The following is an 18,295-nucleotide window of genomic DNA, read 5'->3' as shown; positions in this document are numbered from 1 at the left end:
ATATATAGCAGAAACTTTAATTCTTGTAATTATTTTTCTCATCATGTTTATGCATTTTTTTCAATTCAAAAATGTAAAAATTTCACGATTGAAAAATTCAGAAAAACTCACCATGTTATTCTTGTTTTTATAGTTCATTTTTGTATTTCACTGATATTAAACAGTAAAGAAAAAAATGCACAATGAAAATCCGGTACAAAAGCACAGCTTTGTGAAAGTGATTGAAAAAAAGCTACAGGAAAGAAAATATGAAATTCTCTTATTCGCCTTGTTGCAACATTTATTTGTAGGAATATTCCTTACAGACATGGGGTTTTACACCCGCATAATATGGCCCATCAACATGTTGATTTTAGGTTTAGGATCTATTTTCTTATTTACAGGAAAACATAGTTGGAGGCATTGGTTCAGAAATCTACATTTTATTGTCATTCTATTATTACCCATCGGCATTCCATTTTTTAAGGATTTCACATGGTATTTTGCATTTCTGAACATTAATTATGTAGTATTCTTCTGTTTTTTGTTTATGGAGGTTCTGCGATTCCTTATAAAACCAGGCTATATCAATACGGATATTATTTCCGCCTCAATATGTGGGTATATGTTACTCATTGAAATTTCAGTTTTTTCATTACAATTTTTTCAATATCATGACTCTACATCTTTTAAAGGGGTAGATCTATCCTCTCCTGCACTCACTTTTATAGATTTGGTTTATTTCTGCTCCATAACGTTTACCAGTATAGGTTTTGGTGACATCACCCCTAATACACATGTTACAAAATTAATAACTGCTTTTGTAGGCATAGCCGGACAATTCTACACAGTGGTACTTGTAGGTATTTTAATCAGTAAATTTTCTTCAAAAAATTAATTTATTATGAATACAGGTTCACATTATAAGCTTTACCATTTCATTCCATGGACAAGGAAGAAAATTTACAAAATGCTTATCTTAAGTAGTATTCCTACCTTATTATTTTATTTTCTGGACTGGAAATGGCTAGCTATCCCATGGGTTCCCGTCGCCTTGCTTGGAACCGCCGCAGCATTTATTTCAGGATTTAAAAACACTCAAACATATAACCGAAGTTGGGAAGCCCGTCAGATTTATGGCACAATCATCAACAACAGCCGTAGTTTTGGTATTTTTGTAAAAGACTTTATCAGGGCAAACGTTCCTGTTGAAGAAACAATAATACATCAGGAGATTATTTACCGTCATTTTGCCTGGCTTACTGCTTTAAGGTTTCAGCTCAGGGAAATCAAGAGCTGGGAACATGTGAGAACAAAGAGTTACAATAAGGAGTATTTGAAGTACTATAAGGTTCCCGAATGGGAGACCAACATTGAAGACGAACTGAAAGCTTTTCTCAATAAAGAAGAGCTGTTGTATATTCTTACCACGAAGAATAAGGCCACCCAAATTATTTCTTTACAATCTGCACAATTAAGAAAATTAAACGAAGAAGGTAAGATTTCGGAATACAATTATACAGCATTAGAAAATCAGCTTAAAGAATTATATGACCAACAGGGAAAATGCGAAAGAATAAAAAACTACCCTTATCCACGTCAATTTTCCAGCATTAATCTATATTTTACAAATGCTCTTTGTTTTCTACTTCCCTTAGGTTTTTTAGGAGAGTTTTCAAAAATGACAGAGAAGTTGGGAGAAAATATTGTGTGGCTTACAATTCCTTTCAGCATATTGTTAGGTTGGGTATTTTTGGTTTTGGAACAAATTGGTGAAAGCACAGAAAACCCATTTGAAGGAAATGCAAATGATATTTCTATCACACAAATCAGCAGAAACATAGAAATTGACCTACGCGAAATGCTGGGTGAAAAAGAATTACCCGCCGCCATACAACCTGTCAATAATATTTTAATGTAAAAAGTCATAGAATGATCTATGATAAAAGATATATAAAAACAAAAATTATGAGTATAGAATCTGTAAGAAAATGGTATCCAACAGCTTTAACATCTATTGATACAGTCAATCGACTACTGGATACAATTGAAGAAAAATTAAGATTGAAACCTCATCAATTGATGCATGCGGACAGTATGTGTTGTGATGATGTGAATGCAATACAATATCCACCCAGAGCATATGAAATGCTAGGTCCATTCCATTTAGGGGGACTTGATGGCTTCCCCTTTGCCGGCCTTACTGGAATGGGCGCTTTTGCGCACCATGTTCCCGAAGATGGAGCAGTTATAATTTTCTATGCACCTCACATTGGAATCACCAAAAACGGAGAAATAGGAGAAATAAGCAGAATAGGACAAAACAATAATTCAGCATGTTGTGGTGCAGCAAAAGGAGCATTAGGAAAACTAGCTGCAGGGCAAATTATTGAAGGCAATATAACTTCATTGGATTTTCAGATGAATACGATCGAACAGATATTTCTTCATCATAAAAACAGAATTCTGAGTGCAGAAAATCAGATTTTCGAAGCCACAGAAATCATGTACGAAGCCATAGATGAACGAATAGAATTACTGGTAAAAGAAACGAGCTACCCCTGTAAGTATGTGATTTTGGCAGGAGGTATTTTTATCAATGGCGACACAGACATGGGATCATTCTGTCAGTATAAAAAACTTGAATACATCAATCTGGAAACGAAAGAACGAAAAAGCCTTATGGAAGAGTATTATAAACATAATCTATAATCTGATGATAATGATAATCGCATCCGAAAAAACTCTTTACAATATTTATTATTCAAAAAAATAAATATCGAAACACCCTGATGAGCAACCCTTTGAATCTCAAAACCGGCTGTATCAATATATTTTTTCAAAAAAATTGCAGTAAAAACTTGCATGATATTATAAATTATTATACTTTTGCATCACTTTAAAACAACGAAGTAAGTCAAACAAAAATATAATGGTTTCTTAGCTCAGTTGGTAGAGCAATGGATTGAAAATCCATGTGTCCCTGGTTCGATTCCTGGAGAAACCACTTTAAAACCTCTAATTCAGTTTAGGGGTTTTTTTGTATTAAATCACTGGGTAATTTAATATAGATTAGCCTCCGAGTTCCAGCTGATTCTTCACAAGATTATAATAATCTGATTTTCTGGAAACAAGTTGCTGATGACTTCCCTGTTCAACGATTTCCCCATGCTTCAATACAATAATCTGGTCCGCATTTTTCACGGTAGAAAGCCTATGTGCTACAATGACCACCGTTTTTCCTTTAAAGAAAGACTGCAGATTATCATGAATGACTTTTTCATTATCTGCATCAAGAGCAGAAGTTGCTTCATCAAAAAAAATAAGTTGGGGATTTTTATATACAGCTCTTGCTATAAGTATTCTTTGTTTTTGCCCTCCTGAAATCCCATTACCAGACGTACCAATTTTTGTTTTTAGCCCTAATGGCAGCTTTTCGATGAATGACCTTATATTTGCTATATCTAAAGCTTTTTCAAGCTTTAAATAATCAATATCTTCATCTCCGGCTGCAATATTTCTCTCTATGGTATCAGAAAACACAAAACCTTCCTGCATTACAGTTCCACAATTGACTCTGAGATCTTTTGGAGAAATATCTTTCGCATTTAAATGATTAAAGAAAATCTCACCTTCTACCGGCTCGTAAAATTTCAGAAATATTTTCATCAGAGTGGTCTTCCCGCTTCCACTCGCCCCTACTATTGCCGTCATTTTTCCTTCGGGAATAAAAAGATTGATATTTTTTAAAACATGAGGAGATCGGGGACCTTCATACTGGAAAGATACATTTTTACAATAGATCCCTCGTTGTATACCATTTTGCTCAGTGTATTTTTCACTTAATAAGGGGACCTGACCTTCTTCTTCCTCTTCATGATAATCGTGTACTTCATGCAACCTGGATAAGCTTAATTTAGCATCCTGTAGTGATCGAAAGAATTGAATAAGTTCATTGACCGGAGAATTCATCTGTCCGATAATATAAGAAACACTCAATAATTCTCCTAACGTCATACTTCCCTTTACAACAAAAGAAGCAGCCAAAAAGGTAACAATAATATTTTTCAGTTGATTGATAAATTCAAATCCGGACATTTGTATCTGGTCTACTTTCAGGATTCTTACATTTGTTTTTAGCAGTTTTTGTTGTATTTCTTCCCACCTTTTACGTTTGTAATCTTCAAACTGGTTAAGTTTCATTTCCGACACTCCGCTGATGATCTCATAGACAGACTCCTGATTTTCGCTTCTTTGCTGGAAACGAAAATAATCAAGCATTTTTCTTTTCTTCATCCAAAACAAAGACCATACAATTGATATGGAAGTTAAAGCCATATAGACCAATAAAATAGTAAGATCATAATACCAAAGAACTCCAAAAAAAACGGTAAACGTAATTGCCGAAAATAAGGTAATGAGACTTTGCGAAGTGAGAAAGCTTTCTATACGTTCGTGATCTTGTATCCGTTGATTGAAATCTCCCATAAGTTTGGTATCAAAAAACTTAATGGGTAGTTTTAAAAGTTTTTTCAGAAAATCGGAAATAATACGAATATTGATATTCGTTCCTACAATCAACATGATCCAGTTACGAAATATGTTAAAAATAATATTTCCCAGAAAAAATGCCAATTGTGCTATCAATATGTATGAGATCACTGACATATCTTTTTTACTAACCCCGTCATCCATCAATTTCTGAGTGAGAACAGGAAACACCAGAGTCGTAAGGGTGCCAACAAGTAAAAGAAGAAGCATCTGAACCATTTGAGTTTTGTAAGGCTTCAGATAATGCAAAAGAAACTGTACTGATAATTTTTTTTCTTTATGAGAGGACTGTTTATAGAACTCTTCCGTTGGTTCTAAAAAAAGAACCACTCCTTTATCTTCATCGGAAATCCAGTTTTTTTTAAACTTTTCCTCAGAAAGATTAATATACCCATGCCCCGGATCTGCTATTTTAAAAACCGGTTTACGCGTAAAAATATTTTTTGAGATTTTGTACAAGACCACAAAGTGGTTTTGATTCCAATGGAGAATGCAAGGTAAGAGGGAATTGTCCAGATATTTCAGCTGTGATTTTGCAGCAACTGTTTTTATTCCTATTTTTTCAGCGGCCTCACTTATTCCTAATAATGAAACTCCTTCTTTAGTAATAAAGCTTTTATCCCTCAGATATTGCAATCCGAAATCTACCCCATAATGAGAGGCTATCATGGCGAGGCACGCCGGGCCACAATCCATTTGGTCATGTTGAGGAATAAAATTCATGAAAAACAGGTTCTTTTAAAATTATTAATAAGTCATAGGTTTTGTCACTTTCAGATCATCATGCAAAGAATCTATGGCTATCGTAGACGTGTAATCAGTTGATCCCGCAATAAATTTTTTAAGTAAATCCATACTCAATTCCTCATGATTACTTATATTTTTTTTAAGTTTTACCCAATACAAAAGACTCTTCAATTCATCTTTTACGGTGTTTTCCTTCAAAAGAATCTCACCGAAAGTACGATCCAGAATTTCTGTTTTATTTTTAAACTGATCCAAAAAAGGGATATATTCATTGGTAATCTGTACCAACATTAGCTTTCTTAATTTTTTTAAAGATTCAGAACGATCTGCATAATAAAAATTAACGTCACGATAAGTTACTTTTTCTGATAACATTAAACACCTGTATAATGAATTAAATATCTCCAATGCATATTCAGTATTCAATTCCTTCATTTCAATTCTTGCAATATTATGCAACTGCTGAATCTTATGACAAGCTATGGATGAGTTATATTGTTCCAATTTTTCATCAAACAACATCGTCTCATACGTCTGTTGTTTTGCAAGAATATAATTTGTTTTTTTATAGCTTAAAAAGGCCTGAATAGGTAGACTGATAAGCTCATATAGATGTTTTTCCTGTATTTGTAATGAATCAAAATCAATATATTTTTTTGCCCGTATAGCTAAGATTTCTGCTTTTTGTACATTTCCTGTTCTTGCTTCTTTTAAAGCTTCATGGTAATTGAGACTGTAAAAATTAAAAGCTTCTTTATCAGTACACACCACATCAATAAGTTTATCCATTTCCTTCTCAAAAAGAAAATCATCCTTATAGTACAGGAGATTAGCAGATATCTGATCTTTATGCTGCTGTAATAGTTCTAAGATATACGTATTATCTTCCATTGCGTTAACTCATTAGATATTCTGTCCCTTTTTCCTGAATGATATAATTAATGGCCAGTTTATCCTGGATATTAAATTTATTGGAAGGACAGGCCATAATTCCTTCTTCCCATGATTTTGGACATCCTCCGCCACAGACCGGAAACATTTTGCAGGTGTAGCATGGGTATCCCTTTTGATCAGTATGTACAATATCATTCCAGTTTTGCAGATGTAAGGAATTAAACTTCTGATCAATTTCAATATCTTTTATGTTACCAATTTTATAGGGTGTATTTTCGTAGACAGGAACATAGGAGACTTCCGTACAATTATACATATTGCCGTAGGCATCTATTAATTCGGCATCTAAACTTGTAATCATACACAATTCATGATTTCTAACGGGAAGAATAGATGGTGAAAAGCCGTATTTATATTGTTCCAGAATCCATTCTATTTCTTTCTCTGCGAAGGTTTCCTTCTCTAATGAGACCAAATGGGCTTCGTTCCCCCATGAATGAATAGGCGCCACATAGAAAAATGAAATTTTATCCTGAAAGCCATGTTCATGCATCAATTGTAACAATGGTACTACAGCCTGATAATTAGTACTATCCACATTGCAGCGGATAGAAATATTAGCGCCCAGATCTTTATAATTTTCGATACTGAAAATATCCACGAGATTTTTAAAAATAAGATCAAAAGAATTTTCCCCTGATTTTACAAACCTTCTTTTATCATGAAATTCAGCAGTTCCATCCAGAGTCACCTCTATGGTCTTTACGGCATGTTCATTGACCAGCTCCAGAAATATATTTTTTTTCAATGCTAATCCATTGGTCGTTATTTTAGCACTATAACCAATTCCTAAATCTGAGGTTAATTCTTTCAACTTTCCCGTTACTTTTCTTAGAGTTTGCAGACTCATCAGAGGCTCTCCGCCAAACCAGCCAATAAACAAACCTTTATATTCTTTTAAAGAAAGCTTATATTTTAATCGTTCAATTAATTTTTCATAATCCTTAGCCTGCAAGTCATTTTTGGTATGCTGTTGCCCACAGTAATCACAGCCCAACTGGCAGTTGGAAGAAGGTTGTATAACCTGATAAAGCACATCGTTTGCTTCAATCATCATTTTATTTTCTTCAACAATTTCCGTAAGCTCATCTTCGAAAAGAGGAACTAAAATCACAGCAGTAATCAGCTGATTTTTTATATCAGCATTAATTTTTTCAAAGTGTCCGTTCATCAAAGAATGATAATTTTCTTTCTGTAAAAGAAGAACTTTACAGCTTCTTGTCGAAAAGACAACGTATTTGTCTTCCGAAACCTGAGTAGAAACAGTATAATGGGATAATTTATAGTTCATGGGGTTCACTTTTAAAATTAAAGGAAAAGTGTTCATAGTTTAGAGACATTAAACACAATCGGTCTGTTTGAATTTTTTTTAGCTTCAGGTTCTATTGCTTAGCCAGGCATCCGGAGTTGCATGCCAGATTAAGAGGTGCAGTTCCACCTTTTATTGAAGATAATTCTCCTTCTTTCAATGTTGTCACGTCTCCTGAAATTTTAGTCAGCAGGTTTTGTAATTTTGAATTTTTCATTTTAATTAATTTTAGTAATTAGATGGTAGAATCATGGTTTTTGAAGTGTATAATTCTTTCGACTTTTTTCACACTTTCCTTGCAAGGGATATTATAAAATGTTTCACCTGTATAGTACTCTACAAATTACTCCATCTGATAAATTCATTGATTTAAAAACGATTTTCGTCAGCAGCGAAACCGTTTTATTTTTTCGGGGGAATATTCTTTGGATCTTCTACAACAGGATTTAAAACTTCCGCGGAAGTCTGTTGTGTATTTTCAGTTGCTTCAGAATCATTTACTTTCCCTTCGTATATTTTTTCAGAATTTTGCATAGAAGGGCTGGTTACATCCGGTTCACGCTCATCCGTACAAGAGTTCATGATAACCAAAGCTAAAGCAAGCATAAAATAAAATTTAGCTTTTTCCATAAAAATTAGTTTTGTTTTCTGTTTTGAAATGTATACACGTAAAATGAAATTCACAAAATCTGAGAGCAATCTCAATACTATCCCGAAAAAAAAAAATCATATATCCAGTAATAAGAACTCTATTTTAATAAAAAATAACAATAAAACCATAAATAACAATTCATAACATATTGTTTTTGAGTAATTTAAATTTTTATCACCATTAATGGAAAAAATTATTTATTTTTATCCTGCTATACAATTAAAAATGAATAACCTGAAGTATATTTTTCTTACTATATTTATTTTTGGAGGATTTTATACATTACAATCTTCGCAAAAAATGCAAAAGCCAATCGGTAGCCTGAGTTATTCTGATTTAGAACTGGCTATAAAAAATCTGGAAAATAAACCGGATGAACAATGGAAATATATTCATCATTTTATACAAAAGGCGAAGAAAGAAAATAACTTTGAAAAAACAAGAAGAGGCTATGTTCTCGCTACCTTCAGTACCAGAGGAAATGAACAGATTACTTATGGGGACAGTATCGTTATTATTGCCAAAAAGATAAATGACAACAATATTATTGGTGATAGTTATTTGTCTCTCGGAATGTCCTATGCTAATAATGAAAATTACCCGAAGGCCCTGGATGCATTTATTAAAGGATATGATTATATAAAAAAAAACAAAAACCCCTATTTAATTCATAATGCTGAATATCAAATTGCCCAGACAAAATCCTATCTGGGACTTTATCGGGAAGCCCATGTATTGTTAACAAATTGTGTTTCGTTCTTCAGAAAACATCATGAAAAAATCGAAGATACCCATTATGCTTATTATTACCTTTATTCTTTAATATCCTTAATAGAAACAAACAGCCACCTTTCAAATTTCCGTATCAATAAAGATCTTATTCAGGAAGGAATTGAATTTGTAAAAAACAATCCGGACTTTAAAGAATATTATGCTTATTTTATCTCTTCTGAGGGTACCGATCTTTATTATCAGAAAAAATACAGCGCATCAGTTTTTAAACTTCAGGAGGCTATTCGATTATATAGTGACACATGGAAACATCTTACGGATAAATTTTACATAGGGATGTCCCTTTGGAAAATGGAAAAAAAAGAAGAAGCACTCCCTTATTTCCTGCTGCTTGATCATGAGTATAATGAAACTCAAAAATTAGATCCAAAGTTTCGGCCAGCTTTTGAAATGCTCATCCGCTATTATTCGGAAAGAAATGATTCTCATAAACAGCTGGAATATATAGACAAACTTATCACACTGGATAAGGCATATGAAAAAGATTATAAATATCTGAATTCTACTTTAAACAAAGAATATGATACCAAAAAGTTATATGAGGAAAAGGAAATCCTGAAAGATAAAATTATGTGGGAAAGATTTATATATTTTAGTCTGATTGGTCTATTTCTCACACTTATGTTAGTTTTACTATTTTTACGTAGAAAATATTTCATCAAAAAACAGTACTTGCCATTATATAATAAAGATTTCACTGAAAATCAAAATGAAAAACCCATTTTCAGAAATGAGATAACAGAAAGTGCAAATGACGACTCCATCATTAATGATCACCTGGGAATCAACCCATTAATCGTTGAAAATGTTCTTAAGATATTGTCTGATTTTGAAAAAGAAAAACAGTTTCTTAAAAAAAATATTTCACTTGCCGCAATGGCGAAACTATGTGGAACCAATACAGTCTATTTATCTAAGATTATTAATTTTTATAAGAAAAAAAGCTTCAATGAATACCTTAATGAACTAAGGTTGGATCATATTGTATCTCAGTGGAAAAACAAACCCAAGACAAGATATATCAGCATTCAGAAAACTGCAGAAAATGCAGGATATAATACGACTCAGACGTTTACAAAAAATTTCCAGGAGAAGTACCATATCCCCCCTACTTACTTCCTTAATCGTCTCAATAACGAAGGCTAGCTTTACCCATTCCGGATGATTCTACCTCAGCTATTCAGCCAGCTCAGACATTCGGAAATCTGTATTTTGCTGATAAAAACCTCTGCATTCACTTCAGGTTCAGGAGAAAGCTTAAGTTCTACTTTCTGGCTAGAATGCTTGATAATTTCAGTGACAGATTCCTTATTGACGATAAACTTACGGTTTATTTTAAAGAAAATCTGTGGATTCAATTTTTGAATAATATCTTTAATGGTATCATCATAAATATAGGTCTGGTGATCCTTGGTCGCCAGAAACAGATATTTTCCCGATGCAAAAAAATAGGCTGTATTGTGTTCATCTATAGACTTCAACTTATTCCCTTCTCTCACCATAAAACGTTTCATCATTTCCTGATCATTAGCCTGATGCAATGTAGACATCGACTTCAGCACGGGTTCAGGGTCAAAATTATTACGGATTGAAATGAATTTTTGCAAGGCTTTATGCAAATCGGTTTCCTCAAAAGGTTTCAGAAGGTAATCTATGGTAAAATGTTTGAACACCCTCATTGCATACTCATCAAATGCCGTAATGAAAATAACAGGCGTAAACAACTCTACATGCTCAAAGATCTCCAGACTCATTCCATCACCCAAATGGATATCCATAAAGATAAGATCAGCAGCATTATTTTCAAAAAATTCAATTGCCTGTTTTTTTGAACGAAGAATAACGATTTCGGTGACAGGAATAATGTTCTGATTATCCAAAAGATTTTTCAGATAATTAACAGCCAGCAATTCGTCTTCTATAATGGCAATTCTCATAACCCTGCAAAAGTACAAAAAAACCGCTAGAACGATTAAGTTCAAGCGGTTTCAGGGGTTGTTAATATGAAATGTTATAAATTAGGATTATTCTTCTTTGCACTCATTGGATATTCTATGATATATCTCGGGTCATTTTGCTGAAGAATATACTCTTTGCCTAATACGGTATGTATAATTTTTTTCTGGTCAGCTCTTCTCAAATCAAACCATCTGTGGCCTTCCATTGCAAATTCTCTGAATCTCTCATCTAATATAAAATTCATGAAATCGGTGGTATTCATTCCATTGATCTGATTCTGAACAGCAGTATAGCCATCTGCTGTATATCTGTTTTTTAAAACCGGAAGCAATGCTTCTTTAGCTTCAGCCAGTCTGTTTAACTTTAATAATGATTCAGATTTTATAAAATATAATTCAGCGGTTCTGAAAGACACCCTGAAGTCATTGCTTCCACCTTTGATCGCTTTATACCGGTTCTTACTTTTTTCAAAATAGATTCCAAATCTTTTATCGGTGATGGTATTATACTTTGAAATCAATTCCGGAGAAGCAAAAATCACATTTTGTATATTGGTATTCAACGGATTGTCTAGTGCCAGAATAGATTCTACCGATGCATAATGATTGGGTGCTGTATTACTTGTATTTAAATTACTTAGTTCCCCTTTTACTGTCAATAATTCTTGTGAATCATGGAGTGCTTTGTTCCAATCACCCTGATAAAGCGCAACTCTTGCACTGAACGCCTTCAGTGCATTTTTTGAAAACTTATAGTTAGCACCGGCAGCCTGTTGCTGTTCCGTCATCAATCCCTGAGCCTTTTCTATATCCGCATGAATCTGATTGTATACCTCCTGTACGCTAGACGGTTTCAACACCGCTTCCATATCCGTTTCCAAAGTAATCGGAACTCCTCTGTCTGAAGAAGCAGCAGCACTACTATACGGTTTTGCATATAAATTAATCAGATCAAAATAGGAATAAGCACGCAGGGCATAAGCTTCTGCTAAAATCTGATTCTTTTCAGGAGAATCTTTCATCGTTTTACTTCCTTCATTGATTGCCTGATTCAAATAAAAGATTACGGTATAAAAATCAGCCCACTGAAATTCTTTTGTTTCAGCATCATAATTGCTGTCCTTCCACATGGCAAGTTCACGATAGTAAGGAAAGTCACTGGTATCTTCATCTATCACTATTTCATCTGTACGAAGTGCAGTAAAAGATTTATGAATCGGATATTTGGCGTATGCAGATGTAAGTACTTTCCGGTAATCTTCAACCGTAACCGGAATCACTTTTCCTTCAGGCTGGATATCCAGAAAACGGTCACAACCTATGCTGCTAAAGCTTATTACAGCCAGTGCAATGAATGTAGTTATTTTTCTCATTTTTCTCAAGTTTTAAAAAGAAACATTAAAGCCGATTGTAACCGATTTGGCAATTGGCTGTGCATAAATATTACCATACGTTTCAGGATCAAAATATCCTTTGTATCCGTTACTGAATACAAAAAGGTTACGCCCTTCAACACTCAGTCTCAGACTGCTGATTCCCATAGGAGCGGTAAATTCTTTAGGAAGTGTATATCCTAAACGGATACTGCTGATCCTCAAATAACTGATTTCTTTTGCCCAGATATCAAGAAGCCCATAGGCATTATTCGGACTGTCTGTAAGCCACTTGTTTCCCATCCATCCGGGATTGTTTTCCATATTAGGGCTGGTGATCGCCGGAAGCGAAATTCCCGCTTCATAGATATCCCTTGTATAATTTCTACCTCTGTCCAGATCCATTCCTCTGTAAGAAGGAGACCTCATCACAGTCTGCTTAAAGCTGAAAGCTGCTGAAACAGTTAAATCAAAATTATGTATTTTAAAGCTGTTGATAATACCTCCTGTAAATTTAGGATCCCTGTCACCAACATAGGTAAAAAGACCTCTCATCTCTTCTGCCGTAAGCTTTGTACCTACCAGCTGCCCTGGAAGGAACTCCTCATACACATCATACAGTTTAAAGAAATCTTCAATCTTCACCTTTTCATTCCCTTTCCAGAACATTGGATTTCCGTTTTCATCCATTCCTGCAGTTTTCAAAGCAAATACAGCATTTACAGGAAGTCCTTCTCTTGAAGGAAGCATTGAATTCTGACGAGGCTGCTCCGTAATTACATTACTCTTATTATGAGCAAAGTTAATTGTGGTAGACCATTTGAAGTTTTCTTTTTCAATATTTCTGGTTGATATGGCAACTTCAAATCCTTTGTTTGTCAAACTTCCCCAGTTCATCATCGTATAATTGAATCCTGTTTCAAGAGGAGTTTCTCTCATACTGATCATATCTGTACCTTTTCTGTTGTACACATCAGCGGTAAGGCTGATGCGGTTTTTAAACAATCCCATATCAATTCCGAAATTCACATTGGTTGTTTTTTCCCAGCGAAGCTTATCGTTCGGAGAAGTCAGTACATTGATAATTTCATGTTTTTGCCCTGGAAGAATGGTAGCTTCACCATACTCACCGATGAAAAAAGGTGATGTATTACGGTCAATATTTCCTTGTAAACCATAGGAAGCTCTTAATCTAAGATTGGAAATAAGAGGTATATTCTTCATAAAGTTTTCCTTAGAAACCAGCCAGGATCCTGAAACAGCCCAGATTGGAAGGTACCTGTACTTTTTATTCACTCCAAACAGATTGGTACCATCATATCTCACACTTCCGAAAAACGTATACTTCTGATCGAAGGTATAAGAAGCTGTAGCAAACATAGAAGCATAGGCATTCTCTACAGTTGGCATCTCACGATACGTTTCGTATTTTTTATCTCCGGCAAAATCAGAGTTTGGAAATATAATCGGGGTTCCTGTTTTCGTAAGGCTATTAAAACCAAAAGCTCTGGTTACCGTAGTATTATCTTCTGTTTTACGAATTTCAGTTCCGGCCATCAAATCAATCTCATGTACCGAATTAATTCTTGTACTATACAACGCTTGTAATTTCCAGTTGTATTGAAAGAAATCGTTATTCCAATTTTGCTTTATTCCACCTACTGGTAAGAAGTAATTGGCCACTCCATTTTTAAAATAACGGGTTCCTTCTCTCATCTTTCTCGTAAAATAGGTGTTTTCAGCCGCAAACTTCTCGGTTTTATTAGTATCGTACTGAATACCTAACTGTGAGGTAAATCTAAGGCTCTTCGATGCTTTATACTCTAAATCAAGGATCCCTTTTAATGAATAATTTTTTAGGGTATAGCTTGTATTCGAGCGCTCTTCCAAAAAGTTGAAAGGAACATAAGCATCTCTGGTCCCATCAATGTCCGGATCGTATTTGTAGCTTCCGTCAGCATTGAATGGAGTCAGATAAGGATTAGCATTTCTTGAATAATTAATAGGATTGGCAGCTGCATCCGCATCCGTCATGAAAGACTCTTTTTCACTCTGAGTACCGAAAATAGAGATTCCTGCATTAAATTTATCGCTTATTTTATAATTATTCTTTAAAGTCAGGTTATATCGTTTGAAACCTGTGCCTATAGTTGTTCCTTCTTCATCAAAATACCCCAGTGAAAAATAATAATCTGAACGATCACTCCCTCCTGAAAGACTTAATCCGTATTGTTTATTGATGGCATTTCTGTATAACAGCTTTCCCCAGTCGGTATTATTGCTTCTTAAACCATCAATCTGTTGGCGGGTAATTGAATTCAGCGCATCTAAACCTCCTGCTCTGAAAGCATCAAGTTGATTGTTTTTGTTTAAGATTCTCATTACTTCTCCTTTGTCAGCACGATAGGTTAAATCAGCCCGCTTTGCAAGCATCAGCTCAAGATCTACTTTTTCGTTAGAATTCAAAAGATTAAGCTTATCAAAATCAGGACGGGAAGTAATGAAAGTATCTGCTGAAAAATTCAGTCTCATACTCCCTTTTTTACCTTTTTTTGTGGTAATAGAAATTACCCCGTTAGCCGCTCTGGCCCCATAAATAGCTGTTGCTGCTGCATCTTTCAGGATGGTAATATCTTCAATATCATTGGGGTTTAATCCTGCTATTGAAAAATTCTGCAGCTGATCAATATTATCTTTATCACTAAAATTAGGAACGTCATTTCCCTCTAAAGGTAAACCATCCACTACCCATAAAGGATCCTGAGGCCCGGATAGAGAAGCTGTACCACGGATTCGGATTTTCGCAGGACCTCCCGGCGCTCCTGTTTCAGGAGTCACCACTACCCCGGCAATCTGCCCTGATAGCATCTGATCAACACTGGCAACACCGGCCTGGTTAATGGCATCCATTTTAACGGTGGAAACCGCAGAAGTCTGCTTACGTTTTTCGATTTTCTGATATCCCGTAATGATCACTTCCTGAATCTTATTCTTATCAGAAACCTCAGGAGTAAGTCTTATCGTATAATTAGTTTTCCCTTCAATGAGCTGAATAACTCTGGATTCGTATCCCGGAAAACTTACCGTTACTGATTTTGTGTCTGCAGGAATTTCCAGTATAAATTTCCCATCCTTATCGGTTACAGTACCTACGGATACACTTTCAATAATTCCTTCCAGTTCTGTTTTGGCAGAAACGGACTGTGTTTCAATTTTCACAGATGCACCGGTAATTATAGTAGAATTATTTCCGTCTTCTATTTTTCCGGTAATAGTTTTCTTTTCCTGAGCAAGGGCAACCTGAGCTGCCAAAAGAGGTAAAAGTATTAGAGATTTTTTCATAGCCGATTATTTATTTAAAGCCTCTTCAATTCGAATAATTAAGTCTGTGTAATGAGCTCTTGAAGAATCATCACCTTTGTATCTGCGTGCAGTCAGAAGGTTCAACACCTTCTGTAGCTCTGCTCTTTTATAAGTGGTTACTTCAGATACTCTTTTCATGGATGAATAATTGATATTTCTCAGGCTGTGATCTTCTTCATGGAAATTACAGATGGTTGGGATATTTAATGTCTGATCAACCTTTAATCCTTTTACTGCTGTTTTTTCAAATAATTTATTTACTGAAACAATCAGGGCATCCACATAGTTTTTCTGAGTCATTTTTTCCAGAATGGTCAGATTTCCTTTTTTATTGAAAACGGCTCCTCTCACCTGATCAAATAAATTTTCAACCGTATAGATTTCTTCTTTCGAACCTGAAACCTCGTGTTTTAATTCATTTTCCAAAATTCTGAGTAACCGATCATCCACAAACAAAGAATAGATGTTAGCATATTGCATTCCTCTCGCCAGGGTATAAGGAGTCTGTTCAAATGGCCCCATCGGAGAATTTTTAACGGGATAAGTCTTTTCTGTTATTGGATTAAAAAACAGCCATTCCGGAAGATTGATTACATTTTTAATAAGGTAATCAACCGCTCTTTTCTGCGTTTCTGCCGATACTGGCTCGTACGCTTTTTTCTTATTACCAAAAACAGTATTATTAAGATAAATTCCTCCTACATTTGCCATCACATGACCTGTATACAAATCCCACTGTCCGATAACTCCAAAATATAATTTACCTGCATCTGTATAATCTTTTCCGTCTTCATAGCTCCATTTTAAAAGATTATTGACCACGATTTTCAGGTTTTTCAATCCATATTCACTGGCTTTCATGGCATCATCCCCCAGATCTTCAGATTGTGAGCGAGGATCAATGGTTTCCAAATAACTTTGTTGTTCCCCATAAAAATACAGAGGATCATCCTGATGTTTTTCTATGGCACTTCGAAGAGCTTTTTTTTCCGTAAATTCATCGGGATACCAACGATAACCCCATTCAATCGCATATTTATCATAAATCCCTATTTTTGGAGTGATCGCCGTAACCCCATCTTCAGGTTGTGCTACATAGTTATAGCGGGCATAATCCATGATAGAGGGTGCCGTACCCCCCATTTTATCTGTAAATTCTTTCGAACGAAGTGATTCTACCGGGAATGCAAAAGAAGATCCCATATTATGCTTTAATCCGAAAGTATGTCCTACTTCATGAGAGGACACAAAACGAATAGCTTCGCCCATATACTCGTCACTGAATTTATTTCCTCTCGCCTTCGGGTCAATAGGTCCTATCTGGATTCTCATCCATTCCTGAAGTGACGTCATTACGTTGTGCCACCAGATGATATCTGACTCAATAATTTCACCACTTCTAGGATCCACTACTGACGGTCCCATCGCGTTCGACTTAGGAGAGGCAGCATAAGTGATCACAGAATATCTCACATCATCAATATCAAAATCTTCATCTTTCTCATCCGGCATTTTTGCAATCACTGCATTTTTAAAACCAGCCTGTTCAAATGCAGCCTGCCAGTCATACACTCCGGCAATAATTTTTTCACGCCATTGTTTCGGGGTAGCAGGGTCTATATAATAAACAATTTGTTTTTTGGGCTCTACCAGCTCTCCTCTCAGATATTTTTCTTTGTCTTCGTCTTTAGGTTCAAGGTTCCATCTGGTAATGAAGAATTTCTCATCCATTTTCTGCTGACGGTCATTGAACGCCCAGTGCTTTTCACTGAAGAACCCTACCCTCGAATCTAAAATTCTTGGTTTCATAGGCGTTTTTGAAAGCAATACCAAATTTGTGGTTACCCCTAATGTTACCGGCAAATCTACTCCTCCTTCATTGACAGAAGTAGTCAGTTGAGATTTTACCACAAGGTTTTGAGGAAATGTCTTTACTCCTTCGATGTAGGAAAGACTTGATTTTACAGATCCTCCGAGTCCCACATTTGCCAATACATCATTAAAGCTTTTCTGATTACCGTCAAAGACTTTGTTTACTTTAATCGCTACCGATGTAGAGTCATTATTTTGAGCCTCAATATCAAAAACTTCAATCACAGATTCTGAAAAGTTGTCTTTTACAGATTTTGTAATCGCGTCATTCTTAGGGGAAGACACCTTCACGTCAGAAGTTTTCACCCAGACCTTTTTGGCCACGTTATCACGGTGAAAAGAGATGATTTTATTTTCATAATTCATTCCCTTATTCAAACCGGCTTCGTTTACCTGCATTGGTACCTGAGACAGTTTATTAACAACCAAAAACTGGCGTCCCATCAGGCTGTCAGGAATTTCAAAATAAACATCAGTTTTTACCTGGATCGTATTAAAAAGTCCTTTTTTATAAGTTCCTTTTTTGATCAGGTCATCAATTTTTTTGGTCTTCTTTGATGATGAAGTTTCTGTTTTATCAATTTTGTCTTTGTTGACTTTTACTGTATCTTTTTTCTGTGCTATTGCCATCGGTGAGGCCATTGCAAGTCCTAAGTACAGTGCTAGTCTGTAATTCTTCATTAAAATAGTCCGATTCATTCCAAATAGTAAATATCTTAGTTTCAGCTGGCAAAGCTATAGGTAC

The 18,295-nt window shown here is 35.1% G+C and carries 13 protein-coding genes and 1 tRNA gene; 5 read left to right on the top strand and 9 right to left on the bottom strand.

Annotation, left to right across the window (positions count from 1 at the left end; all coding sequences use genetic code 11):
• Positions 1 to 175 precede the first annotated feature (175 nt).
• The 4 genes from C1631_RS11525 (at position 176) to C1631_RS11510 (ending at position 2,986) form a co-directional block, all read left to right on the top strand.
• The gene (locus tag C1631_RS11525; RefSeq protein ID WP_109712220.1) at positions 176 to 877 is read left to right on the top strand and encodes a potassium channel family protein; all 702 of its coding nucleotides are present in this window, start codon (positions 176 to 178) and stop codon (positions 875 to 877) included.
• Positions 878 to 883: 6 nt separating this feature from the next.
• Positions 884 to 1,900, top strand: coding sequence for a bestrophin family protein (locus C1631_RS11520; protein WP_109712218.1), 1,017 nt, complete (start codon positions 884 to 886; stop codon positions 1,898 to 1,900).
• A gap of 47 nt (positions 1,901 to 1,947) precedes the next feature.
• Positions 1,948 to 2,691, top strand: a complete 744-nt coding sequence (locus C1631_RS11515) for an LCIB family protein (RefSeq protein WP_103248721.1) — start codon at positions 1,948 to 1,950, stop codon at positions 2,689 to 2,691.
• 222 nt (positions 2,692 to 2,913) lie between these two features.
• Positions 2,914 to 2,986: transfer RNA gene (locus C1631_RS11510), tRNA-Phe, on the top strand.
• A 65-nt stretch (positions 2,987 to 3,051) separates the two neighbouring features.
• Here C1631_RS11510 and C1631_RS11505 read toward each other — a convergent pair.
• The 5 genes from C1631_RS11505 to C1631_RS11490 form a co-directional block, all read right to left on the bottom strand.
• Positions 3,052 to 5,253 (bottom strand): peptidase domain-containing ABC transporter, encoded by a 2,202-nt coding sequence (locus tag C1631_RS11505; RefSeq protein ID WP_109712216.1) that lies wholly within the window; start codon positions 5,251 to 5,253, stop codon positions 3,052 to 3,054.
• A gap of 24 nt (positions 5,254 to 5,277) precedes the next feature.
• Positions 5,278 to 6,168 (bottom strand): hypothetical protein, encoded by an 891-nt coding sequence (locus C1631_RS11500; protein WP_109712214.1) that lies wholly within the window; start codon positions 6,166 to 6,168, stop codon positions 5,278 to 5,280.
• Between the two features lie 4 nt (positions 6,169 to 6,172).
• Positions 6,173 to 7,522, bottom strand: a complete 1,350-nt coding sequence (locus C1631_RS11495; protein ID WP_165828278.1) for a radical SAM/SPASM domain-containing protein — start codon at positions 7,520 to 7,522, stop codon at positions 6,173 to 6,175.
• 91 nt (positions 7,523 to 7,613) lie between these two features.
• Positions 7,614 to 7,757 (bottom strand): hypothetical protein, encoded by a 144-nt coding sequence (locus tag C1631_RS24040; RefSeq protein ID WP_165828277.1) that lies wholly within the window; start codon positions 7,755 to 7,757, stop codon positions 7,614 to 7,616.
• A gap of 185 nt (positions 7,758 to 7,942) precedes the next feature.
• Entirely contained in the window at positions 7,943 to 8,170 is a 228-nt protein-coding gene (locus C1631_RS11490; protein WP_123966665.1) for a hypothetical protein, read from the bottom strand.
• 205 nt (positions 8,171 to 8,375) lie between these two features.
• On the opposite strand from C1631_RS11490, the gene C1631_RS11485 reads away from it, so the two are divergent.
• Positions 8,376 to 10,130 (top strand): helix-turn-helix domain-containing protein, encoded by a 1,755-nt coding sequence (locus tag C1631_RS11485; RefSeq protein WP_109712208.1) that lies wholly within the window; start codon positions 8,376 to 8,378, stop codon positions 10,128 to 10,130.
• A 26-nt stretch (positions 10,131 to 10,156) separates the two neighbouring features.
• Here the strand turns inward: C1631_RS11485 and C1631_RS11480 are convergent, their stop codons facing one another.
• The 4 genes from C1631_RS11480 to C1631_RS11465 form a co-directional block, all read right to left on the bottom strand.
• Complete coding sequence (locus C1631_RS11480; protein WP_109712206.1) at positions 10,157 to 10,921, bottom strand: LytR/AlgR family response regulator transcription factor; 765 nt, start codon at positions 10,919 to 10,921, stop codon at positions 10,157 to 10,159.
• A gap of 74 nt (positions 10,922 to 10,995) precedes the next feature.
• On the bottom strand, positions 10,996 to 12,315 hold the full coding sequence (locus C1631_RS11475) for a RagB/SusD family nutrient uptake outer membrane protein (protein ID WP_103248302.1): 1,320 nt from the start codon (positions 12,313 to 12,315) through the stop codon (positions 10,996 to 10,998).
• Between the two features lie 12 nt (positions 12,316 to 12,327).
• Positions 12,328 to 15,657: a SusC/RagA family TonB-linked outer membrane protein gene (locus C1631_RS11470; RefSeq protein WP_109712204.1), complete on the bottom strand. Its 3,330-nt coding sequence runs from the start codon at positions 15,655 to 15,657 to the stop codon at positions 12,328 to 12,330.
• Between the two features lie 6 nt (positions 15,658 to 15,663).
• Complete coding sequence (locus C1631_RS11465) at positions 15,664 to 18,249, bottom strand: zinc-dependent metalloprotease (RefSeq protein ID WP_109712202.1); 2,586 nt, start codon at positions 18,247 to 18,249, stop codon at positions 15,664 to 15,666.
• Positions 18,250 to 18,295 lie beyond the last annotated feature (46 nt).

The organism is Chryseobacterium phosphatilyticum (genome assembly GCF_002899825.2).
GTDB lineage: Bacteria > Bacteroidota > Bacteroidia > Flavobacteriales > Weeksellaceae > Chryseobacterium > Chryseobacterium phosphatilyticum.
This window is presented reverse-complemented; position numbering and strand designations above follow the sequence as displayed.